This window comes from Blautia sp. ZXY-1-B12, from assembly GCF_056339915.1.
The window spans coordinates 1-9,707 of record NZ_JBWJVP010000262.1; the positions used below are offsets into that span (position 1 = coordinate 1).

Below are 9,707 nucleotides of genomic sequence, written 5' to 3' on the forward strand. Positions count from 1 at the left end.
GAGAGCTTCTGGCCGTAGCATGGAGTTGATCAGACCGTGATTAAAGTATGCACGGAACCACTTCTTCGGGCTGTTGCTACGGAGCAGTTCGTTGACCAGATTTTCAAAGTTCTTTGCGACCATCGGACGGTCGTGGATGATGTTCTTGGCCTCAACGAAATAGAAGCTGTTGTGCAGGGAAGCGGTTGCAAACTCCATGCCCATCTCGTTGGAAATCTTGTACAGCGGAACCAGATCAGGAGCATTCTTGTCCTGAACGGTCATACCAAAACCGACATCCTTCATGCCCATTTCACGCAGCTTCTTCAGTGTGCCGTAACCACGCTGGTAGCCGTCTTGCAGGCCACGAATCTCATTGTTGGTCTGCTCCAGACCCTCGATAGAGATACGAATACCGATCTGAGGGAACTCCTTACACAAATCAACGATACGATCTGTAAAGAAACCGTTCGTGGAAATAACGATACGGTCAGACTTCTTGTACAGTTCACGCACGATATCCTTCAGGTCGGTACGGATGAACGGCTCACCACCGGTGATGTTGGTAAAGTACATCTTTGGCAGCTTCTTGATGGTTTCGATGCTGATTTCTTCTTCCGGCTTGGAAGGTGCTTTATAACGGTTGCACATGGAGCAACGAGCGTTGCAGCGATAAGTGACGATGACAGTACCATTTAACTTTTTTTCGTTATTGTTAGCCATTTTTCTAATACCTCTATCTCTCTTTTTATCTATAAACCTTCATAATTTTCTCGTAATACTCATCAATGGTATCGAAGCTAATGTCCTTGCAGTTCGCACTGTACTCCGCACACAGCTTCTTATCACTCCAGAGCTTCTCTATCTTTCTCTTCAAATCTTTCCCGTTACCACTCTCGAACAGCTCGCCGGTCTTGCCAACCTGAATCAGCTCCGGGATACCACCTATCTCAGCTCCCAGTACCGGTGTGCCATACATCTGGGATTCCATCACGGAGAACGGGCAGTTCTCATACCACTCAGAAGGGTAAATGGAAAACCGTGCCTCACGGATCAGCTTCTCCAGTGCCTCGCCTTTCTGGAAGCCAACGTTCTTGATATTCTTAATGCCATTTACCGTCTCTTCCAGAGGACCGGTGCCAGCGAAGATGAACTGCACATCCGGCAGCTCCTTGCAGACCTTGATGAGTGTGCCGATGCCTTTCTCCTCAGAAAAGCGGCCGAAGTAAAGGACGTAATCCTTCTTCTCCGTCTCCTTCCACTCCACCTTATCGATGAAGTTGTGCATTGCCACGGTCTTCGTCGCAAACAGAGGATTGCTGTCCATCTTGCTCTTCATGAACTCTGAGCAGCAGATCATGGTGTCAATGTACTTGTAGGTACCTTTCCACTTCCAGAATTCGGCTTCCATCATGCCGATGGCAGATTTCGCCGTGGAACCGTGGATGCACTTTCCTTTCATGCAGTTCACGAAATGACCGCCGAGGCACTTCTCACAGTTCTGGTGCGTGTTCGGATTGTTCAGCATGTGGTTCGGGCAGACCAGCTGGTAGTCATGTGCCGTGAAGATAATCTTACAATCCCTTCCGGTCTCCTTGCGCCACTTCACGATTTCCAGAATGATGGAAGGTGTCAGCTGGTAGTTGAAGTTGTTCAGGTGACAGACATCCGGCTTGAAGTCGTCCAGAACCTTTCTCAGCTGCACCCGCGCTTCCTTGCTGTAGATGGTCTTGATGGGGTAAGTCAGCTTGCTCAGTTTGCTACCGCCATGGAAGTCCATATCAGATGTATAAGCATTGACCCGGTTGCCAACGCAGCGACCCTCGTGCTCCATACCGAAGTACTGAACCTCATGTCCATGCTGTTCCAGTACTTCTCCCAGCTTGAATATATATGTTTCACTACCGCCGTTGGCGTACAGAAATTTATTTATCATTAACACTTTCATCTATGATTTTCTCCTGTATAGCTTCATCGTTTCCCTTACAACCTCATCCCAGTTGTATTTCTTACAGACAAAATCTGCTGCCTGTTGTTTCAGTTTCATAACTTTTTCAGGATGGTCACAGGCATCCTGAATCTTTTCTTTCAAGTCCTCTATATCTGACTTTTTGAAAATCAATGCCTTATCTTCTACGACTTCTGTACATTCGGGAATGTCGGAGACCAGGCAGCAGTTGCCATAGCTCATAGCTTCCAACAGGCTCAGCGGCATACCCTCCAGATCAGAAGGCAAGGTGTAAATATACGCATTACTATACAGTTCGTCCAGTATCTTTCCCTGTACGAATCCTGTAAAAATAATTCTGTCGTCTTCCTTTGCTGATTCCTGCAGTTCTTTCATAAAGGAGTCTGTATCACTGGAACCGCCTGCAATGACCAGTTTCTTATCTGTACAGACATTTTTAAATGCTTCTATCAGATATCGGATGCCTTTTTCCGGTACCAGCCTGCCAAGGAACAAGATATAGGAATTCTCTGTCAGGCCAAACTTTTGGGTAATCAGTTCCGCTTTTCTGATTTCCGGACGGTTTACACCGTTTGGAATGAACCATGTATCTCTGTCATAGGTATTTTTAAAGTAGTCTTGGACACCTTTACTCAGAACGATAATCTCATCTGCATATTTCACGGCATTCTTTTCGCCCTGTCGGATAAACTTTGAACCAAAACCTGATTTCCATTTTTCACGCTGCCAGTCTATTCCATGTATGGTAACTACCACTTTTTTTCCAAACAGCTTTGGCAGCCATGCAAAAAATGCAGGCCCCTCAGCGTGAATGTGTACCACATCATATTTTCCAAATGCACTGTAAAAAGCTGCAAAAAAAGAAGAACTCACAGCTGCAAGCCCTTTTTTCTCGATAGTCGGAACATATTTCTGACGGATTCCTTCATATTCTGTTTTATTGTCATACTCTGCACCACTCACATGATGGCCGGAACGGTTATAACAGGTGACTGTACAGCCATTTTGCACCATTCTGGTGCAAAGTTCTTTTGCCACAATTTCAATTCCGCCTTCTCTGCTCAGTCGCTTCTGACCGAACATAGAGACTGCCAGTTTTCTTTCCATATTATACGGATCCTTCTCTCTTCAGTACTGTCATCACTGTCTTAAACAGAATCTTTATATCCAGTCCAAAGTTCCAGTTACTGATATATTCTGTATCCAGTCTCACTACTTCTTCGAAGTCTGTGATGTCACTTCTTCCACTTACCTGCCACATACCTGTAATCCCCGGTTTGATGGCAATTCTGGCTCTGTGATGCAGTTCATATTTTTGCAATTCATCTTGTAATATAGGTCTGGTGCCCACAAGGCTCATAGTCCCATTGAGCACATTCCAAAACTGTGGAAATTCATCCAGTGATGTTTTTCTGATAAATTCTCCTATCCCGGTTTTTCTGGTTCCATCGGGCAGGATTTTATTTCCTATTACACGGGGGTCGAAATCAATCTTAAACATACGGCCATCACTCATTTTATTCTGTGCCATAAGTTCTGCCCTGCGTTCTTCTGCATCCATATACATGCTTCGGAATTTGTACATTTTAAATGGTTTTCCATTCTGACCGATCCGTATCTGTGAGAAGAAGATCGGACCCGGAGAGCTGATATAAATGGCCGGTGCCACAAAGATAAAGATAATCCCTGTCAGAAGACAGCCTGCCAGTCCACCCAGGATATCCAGTGCTCTTTTGGCAAGTGCCTGTCTGTCCGTAGCATAGTTCATAGTGGTCGTCAGAACTGTATATCCACCTATTGTCTCTACAAATTGTTTCTGTCCGGGGGTGCTTCTGACTTTTGCCAAGTTCACATGAACTGCCATTCCCATTTCCAGCAGTTCATTTATCAGTTCATGGGGATATGGATAAGACGTATCTACATTTACAAAAACTTCATCTACCCATTGCTGACAAATATAGGATGCAGCATTCTTTAAATCTGCCACAACCGGAATTCCTTCAATTTTCCTGCCTGCTATATTTTTATCAATGATTATGAGACCATTGATGTTGTATCGATTATAATTATGATTTTTTACATTCCGGATTACTTTTGACGCAAGATTATAATTTGTTACAATATAGAGTGAATGTTCTCCACCTTCTGCCATTTTATGGATCAGGTGTTTTTTCCATATTATTCTTGTGCCATAGGACAGGAGTACATAAAAGACTCCCATAAGATACAGAACTGTCCTTGAGAAGCTGTGTCCATTGCTGACAGTGAACAGATACAGACCACTTGCCAGTTCTATCAGGATCATCTGCTGGATAACAGAACGTAATTCCTGGTAATAACCTCTCCTCAGAACGCCTTTATAAGATTCAAAAATAATGATCAGAAATAAATCTGCCAGTATTACAAAGAATATCATATTATGATATATTCCCAGTTCAAATAAGTTCCGGACAGAACCATTTCGAACCAGATATGCTAGTATTAAAGACAGAAGTAAACACACAAGATCTATAAATATAAAGTCCTTGTGTTTATACCATCCTCTTGATTTTTTTCTATACATACGCCTTCCTTAGTTTCTCCTTCTTTTTCTCATACTTTTTTTACTATTTCCAACCCAACCTCCATATCCACGCTCCTTCCAAACATTTCTATGGAAACCCAGGCTTTTCTTTTGTGTCTGTTGATTTTTCTGATATAACCTTCCATGCCCTGCAATGGTCCTGTGAGTATCCTGACCTGATCATTCTCTATGATCCCTGTGGACATGGCTACCAGCTGTTCTTCTTTTCCCAGCTTCAGAAGCAGCTCTACTTCTTCCTGAGATAGGGGGATGATCTCATCTCCTGTTCCCAGAAGCCGGGTCATTCCTGTGACTTTTCTCAGGTTTTCAGCCAGCTGTTCCAGATTTTCGGCAATCACGACCACCGGCTTAGCCGGTGGTTTGCTTTGACCCTATAAGGGTCTATTACCGGCACTGGAGTCTAAAGACTCATCGAAATAGGTTCGCCAAGCGCAACATCATTTACCTACAAAGCCCTTTCGGGCTTATCTTTATTTGTTACGTTTTACTGGCTCACCCGTAAACGGGTCAATATACTCTTTCAGTGTCATTTGATCATATTCCAGATCATCCTGTAACTGATTTGCTATATATTCCTGTATTTTCTTTGCATTTTTCCCTACCGTATCTACATAATATCCGCGACACCAGAAATGTCTGTTTCCATATTTGTACTTCAGATTTGCATGTCTTTCGAATATCATTAATGTACTCTTTCCTTTTAAGTACCCTACAAAATACGATACACTTATGCTTGGCGGAATTTCTACTAACATGTGTACATGATCTGGACATATCTCTGCTTCAATAATTTTTACACCTTTTCTTTTGCATAACATACTCAAAATATCTGCTATATCCTGTTTAATTTTTCCATATGCTACTTTTCTTCTATATTTTGGTGCAAAAACAATATGATACTTACAATTCCACTTTGTATGTGATAAACTATTATTATCCATATGGATACCTCCTGTGTATATTAGTGCGGTTGGCGAACCTACATTAATTATACCACCGGAGGTTTTTTTCTGTAAGCTGAAGCAATGCTGACTCACCTGCATAGCAGGTGGTTTATTTGTTTTCCAAAGCTCCGTTTTTCGGATCAGCGAAAAACTCCACAATGGCAAACAGGGCTTTGCCCTAACAATTAAAAAGACATACCCGGGAAAGAGGATTCTTTCCTGGATATGCCATTTGCCTTGAAATCGTTTCTTCTGTTGATAGTAGGGAATAAAGCAGCGTTTCAGTATATCGCTGCTTATGAGCCGCTGACACTGGCAGCGGATGTTCTCTTCTGTGCCTGTTCGCACCTGCATCACATACCACATTGGATATTTTACCTCCGTATTTTGGGTATGCTTCGCCATTCTGCCTGTATTTCAAGACAGATTCTCTTCAAGATATGTAAATCAATATCCTTAAACGCGGCAAAGCGACGATTCAAAGACTATAGACCTTTTGTCTTATCTACACGTTATTATAGCTTTATTGCCAAAAAGATGCAATAATTTTTGGTACTTTTTATCATTTACCTGCTGCTGTATCAGTTGGTGTTTCCGTAGGTTCTGCTGTTGGTCGTACCATCATGTCGTCCAGTACGCCGATATCTTCCTCTGTCTCTTTGCCGGCCAGCTTTTCTTTGTATTCTGTGCGTTCTGCACGTTCCTGGTGGTTTACCTTTACAACAAACAGAAGGCCTGCTACCAGAGCAAGAACCAACACATAGTAGAGCACTGAGGACATGAATTTATTTTTTTTATGTTTGTGTCTGTGAGATTTTCGTGACATTGAACTGTTCCTCTCTTATCAGATTATTTTGCATCTTTTGTGAAGATTGCAAGAGGTCCCATGCCTTTGAATTCGCCTTTGATCACAAGATTTGGCTGTTCAGAAGAGCCTGCTTCATCCTTAACGATCCAGCTCATCAGATCATCTTCTGCATCAGCTGTGTCGTCTGCTTCCTCTTCTTCTTTTTCAGGATATGCGAAGCTCAGTTCAGGCTCTGCAAGGTAGTTAAGCTCTCCTGTAGAAGCATCTGCCTGTACAACAATGCTGTCAGGGATTGTGAATGGCTCTATCTCTGTAAGAAGGCTCAGGTCGCCCTCTGCTGTATCAATGTCAAAGTCTGCATCATTAGCAGTTACAAGACTCTTCCAGTCAACACTGTCGATGTCACAGTTTACCTGTGCGTCAAGGGAACCGGACATATCATAGGAGTAATCATCTGACATCTTGATTGCCATATCTATAAGACTGCTTGCGCTGACATAGTCGTCCAGATTGATGGTCTGTCCGTTGTCCAGTGTAATCTCTTTGTTCTCTGTGTCTGTCAGATCATCGATAAAGTCTGTCAGAGTGAAGCCTGCTTTCTGATCTTTCAGCTTCTCTGCTGCATCAGCTACCTTTTTGTCTGCATATTTCTCAGGAGAAACCTTCTTGGTTACAACAGGAACCTTCTCGATCAGCATTACAGGTCCAAGTGAATCGAAGGTGGCTGTAACTTCGCCTGTGGCTTTGTTCAGCTTCTCAATTGCAACGAAGGTAACTTTTCCTGTTGTCGGATTGATCTGCATCAGAAGTACATCTTTCTTCTTCACATCCTTGGCAGCTTCAATGGTAAGTGTTGTTTTGATAGTGCCATTTGTTTCATATGTAATCTTATCGCCTTCCTTAATAGCCAAATCCACGAAAGGTGTAAGAGGCTCATACAGAGAAGGGTTTACTTTTTGATTTGTGTTTGTTTTAATTGTTTCTGTTGTATCTACCTTAAGGTCTTTCAGAATCTCATTCATGTTTACCTTGATATTATCATCATTTACTTTTGTTACTACCTCTGCAACTTTTTTATCCTTGTAGGCACCTGTATCAACATCTTTTACGATCAGCTGCTGGTTGTTTGACAGATTTCCCTCAACTACCTTTGGAGCTTCCGGAATGATCTGTCCGATACTTGGGGCTGCATATACATTGACAGATGCTGCAATTGTCATTGCTGCAAGTAAAATGCTGAAATATTTTCTTTTCATAAGAATGCCTTCCTTTCTGTCTTCTTCTGGCTCTATTCTTATTAATTTACGGTTACTTTATAACAAGGCGGTTGAAAAACAGCAGCCTGTCATACTTTTTCATAAAATAAACGGATGATCAGTTCCCGGAGTGCATCTTCATCCACATGGAACTCATCATGAAGGTCTCCCTCCTGGTCTGTTCCCGGAAGCTGCTCTATACTGTCCTCTGTGAACTCTGCTTTCTTAAGAGTCTTCACAAGTCCCAGATACTGGCTGCGTGTCACACTTGTCTGGATATAATCATCCATCACATCGAGGGAATCCCATGATTTCTCAAGATCATTCTCATCCATGGACTGCATCTTCTCAACATAGGCTGTGAGATAGGCTTTCTGTCTCTGCATACGGCCCTCATTGCTGAAGGACTCCTCTGTATTCCTGTACTGAAGGAAATCCTTTATGCTGCTGTCATCCAGGGTAACCTGTGCTCCCTGTACCATCTCCGGATATTTCTCCTGAAGATCGTTGTTTGGCACTGTAAGTGTGATCCCGCCTGCCAGCTCATTGATATAGGGCATGGAATCCTGGTTTGTCACTACATAGCGCTTCACAGGGATATCTCCAAGGAGAAGTGATACTGCCTCGCAGAGACTCTCACAGCTTACCTTTCCCCCATCACCGTAGCTGTAGGCATATCCGATGTGCGTGGTATAGAGTCCCTTGTCATTGCCGTTCATTGTATATCTGCGGATATCAGTCATGGTATCACGGTTAATGGAGAGAATGGTCATCCTGCGGTTCTTCTCATCCATCACCACCAGGGCAATACTGTCTGCCCTGGCTTTATTTCCATACTGGGAGGAAGCTTCCAGCTTGCCTGTGGAGTCCACACCGGCATAGAGAATATTTGTGATACGGTTATTATACTGATATTCCTGACCTTTGTAAACAATATTTCTATAACTGTTGCCCACATTGTGGGTGTTCCCTGCAGTGATCTGCATAGATTTCTGCTTTGTCTGTTCCATATGGATAAAAACTGCTGCAAACAAAGCTACAGCCAGGCAGATCACCAGACTGATGATGATCTGTTTCTTATTTACAGGGTTATTTCTTCTTTTCTTTCTCATTCTTCTTAGCGCTCTTTCCATAGCCGTATCCGTAGCCATAGCCGTAACCATAACCGTAGCCATATCCATAGCCATAATGTTTCTCATAAACCGGCGCTTTGTTCAGCACTGCGCCGAGGAGACGGATACCTGCATACTGTATCTGCTGCTTCGCCTTATCAGCCTGTGCCCTGTCTGTCCTTCCGCTCTCCACAACAAGGACGGTTCCGTCGCACTGCTTGGCGATCAGCAGCCCGTCGATAACCAGATTCAGCGGCGGAGTGTCTACGATCACATAATCATAAACGCTTCGCACGAATTCCATCAACTCTGCAAATAGCGGACCTGATACCAGCTCACTTGGGTTTGGTGCCACTGCACCTGTAAAGATCATGTCAAGGTATTTGTCATCTGTGCGGTAGATGATCTTCTCTTTGCTGATATTTCCGCACAGGTATTCGCTTAATCCCTTCTTCTCGCCTACAATATCATATCTGTTCTGTATGGTAGAATTACGGATATCGCAGTCTATAAAGAGGATCCTCTTCTCAAGCCCTGCCATGCTCTTTGCCAGGCGGAAGGCTATTGATGATTTACCCTCATTAGCAACGGAGCTTGTTACAGCTATTGTTTTAATATTGCTTCCACTTAACTGGATGTTTCCACGCAGAACATTGATGGCCTCGTTTACGCGGAAAGATACATCTGATACATGTGGATGTATTACCTCTGTCTGTCTTCCCGTATATCCGGATTCTTTCACAAGATCCTGAAACAGGGATTCAATATTGTTATCTTCTCTGTCCATCTTCTACTCTTTCTTCTCTTCGTAATAAGGAATCACACTAAGTACCGGGATATCCAGATATCTCTTCAGATCATCCTCTGTCTTTAATGTAGTGTCTGTCATGTAACGTACGCAGATCAGTCCACAGGCTGCGATAAGTCCCAGCAGAAGTCCAATCGCCAGATATTTTGTCAGTGCAGGAGTGATCTCATCCACTGCCTCTGCCTCTGAGTAATCGATAACTGTAGGTTCGCTGCTTCCTACCACCTGGTAAATACGGTCCAGTCCG

10 protein-coding genes and 2 pseudogenes are annotated in these 9,707 nt (G+C 43.3%); all 12 read right to left on the reverse strand.

Features of this window, described 5'->3' with window-relative positions; genetic code table 11:
- Positions 1-702 (reverse strand): radical SAM protein (locus tag AC075L_RS18440; protein WP_476387996.1); only part of this gene is annotated, 702 nt, incomplete at its 3' end.
- Positions 703-727: 25 nt separating this feature from the next.
- On the reverse strand, positions 728-1,927 hold the full coding sequence (locus AC075L_RS18445) for a glycosyltransferase (protein WP_476387997.1): 1,200 nt from the start codon (positions 1,925-1,927) through the stop codon (positions 728-730).
- Positions 1,928-3,055 (reverse strand): glycosyltransferase family 4 protein, encoded by a 1,128-nt coding sequence (locus AC075L_RS18450; protein WP_476387998.1) that lies wholly within the window; start codon positions 3,053-3,055, stop codon positions 1,928-1,930.
- A 1-nt stretch (position 3,056) separates the two neighbouring features.
- Positions 3,057-4,511 (reverse strand): sugar transferase, encoded by a 1,455-nt coding sequence (locus tag AC075L_RS18455; RefSeq protein ID WP_476387999.1) that lies wholly within the window; start codon positions 4,509-4,511, stop codon positions 3,057-3,059.
- Between the two features lie 29 nt (positions 4,512-4,540).
- Positions 4,541-4,870, reverse strand: a complete 330-nt coding sequence (locus AC075L_RS18460; protein WP_368215350.1) for a hypothetical protein — start codon at positions 4,868-4,870, stop codon at positions 4,541-4,543.
- A gap of 132 nt (positions 4,871-5,002) precedes the next feature.
- Positions 5,003-5,473 (reverse strand): IS200/IS605 family transposase, encoded by a 471-nt coding sequence (gene tnpA, locus AC075L_RS18465; RefSeq protein WP_118408900.1) that lies wholly within the window; start codon positions 5,471-5,473, stop codon positions 5,003-5,005.
- A gap of 192 nt (positions 5,474-5,665) precedes the next feature.
- Positions 5,666-5,881, reverse strand: a pseudogene (locus AC075L_RS18470) (transcription termination/antitermination NusG family protein); the annotation flags it as partial.
- A gap of 157 nt (positions 5,882-6,038) precedes the next feature.
- Complete coding sequence (locus AC075L_RS18475; protein WP_476388000.1) at positions 6,039-6,302, reverse strand: hypothetical protein; 264 nt, start codon at positions 6,300-6,302, stop codon at positions 6,039-6,041.
- 23 nt (positions 6,303-6,325) lie between these two features.
- Positions 6,326-7,540 (reverse strand): hypothetical protein, encoded by a 1,215-nt coding sequence (locus AC075L_RS18480; protein WP_476388001.1) that lies wholly within the window; start codon positions 7,538-7,540, stop codon positions 6,326-6,328.
- An 89-nt stretch (positions 7,541-7,629) separates the two neighbouring features.
- Entirely contained in the window at positions 7,630-8,727 is a 1,098-nt protein-coding gene (locus AC075L_RS18485) for an LCP family protein (RefSeq protein WP_476388002.1), read from the reverse strand.
- Positions 8,630-9,439, reverse strand: coding sequence for a CpsD/CapB family tyrosine-protein kinase (locus AC075L_RS18490; RefSeq protein WP_476388003.1), 810 nt, complete (start codon positions 9,437-9,439; stop codon positions 8,630-8,632). The genes AC075L_RS18485 and AC075L_RS18490 overlap by 98 nt, the downstream gene beginning before the upstream one ends.
- 3 nt (positions 9,440-9,442) lie before the next feature.
- Positions 9,443-9,707, reverse strand: a pseudogene (locus tag AC075L_RS18495) (hypothetical protein); the annotation flags it as partial.

Excerpts from the sequence above, each read along its gene's own strand:
- AC075L_RS18445 (WP_476387997.1), bottom strand. The coding sequence starts at position 1,927 with ATGAAAGTGTTAATGATAAATAAATTTCTGTACGCCAACGGCGGTAGT.
- AC075L_RS18450 (WP_476387998.1), bottom strand. The coding sequence starts at position 3,055 with ATGGAAAGAAAACTGGCAGTCTCTATGTTCGGTCAGAAGCGACTGAGC.
- AC075L_RS18455 (WP_476387999.1), bottom strand. The coding sequence starts at position 4,511 with ATGTATAGAAAAAAATCAAGAGGATGGTATAAACACAAGGACTTTATA.
- tnpA (WP_118408900.1), bottom strand. The coding sequence starts at position 5,473 with ATGGATAATAATAGTTTATCACATACAAAGTGGAATTGTAAGTATCAT.
- AC075L_RS18475 (WP_476388000.1), bottom strand. The coding sequence starts at position 6,302 with ATGTCACGAAAATCTCACAGACACAAACATAAAAAAAATAAATTCATG.
- AC075L_RS18480 (WP_476388001.1), bottom strand. The coding sequence starts at position 7,540 with ATGAAAAGAAAATATTTCAGCATTTTACTTGCAGCAATGACAATTGCA.
- AC075L_RS18485 (WP_476388002.1), bottom strand. The coding sequence starts at position 8,727 with ATGGCTATGGATATGGCTACGGTTATGGTTACGGCTATGGCTACGGAT.
- AC075L_RS18490 (WP_476388003.1), bottom strand. The coding sequence starts at position 9,439 with ATGGACAGAGAAGATAACAATATTGAATCCCTGTTTCAGGATCTTGTG.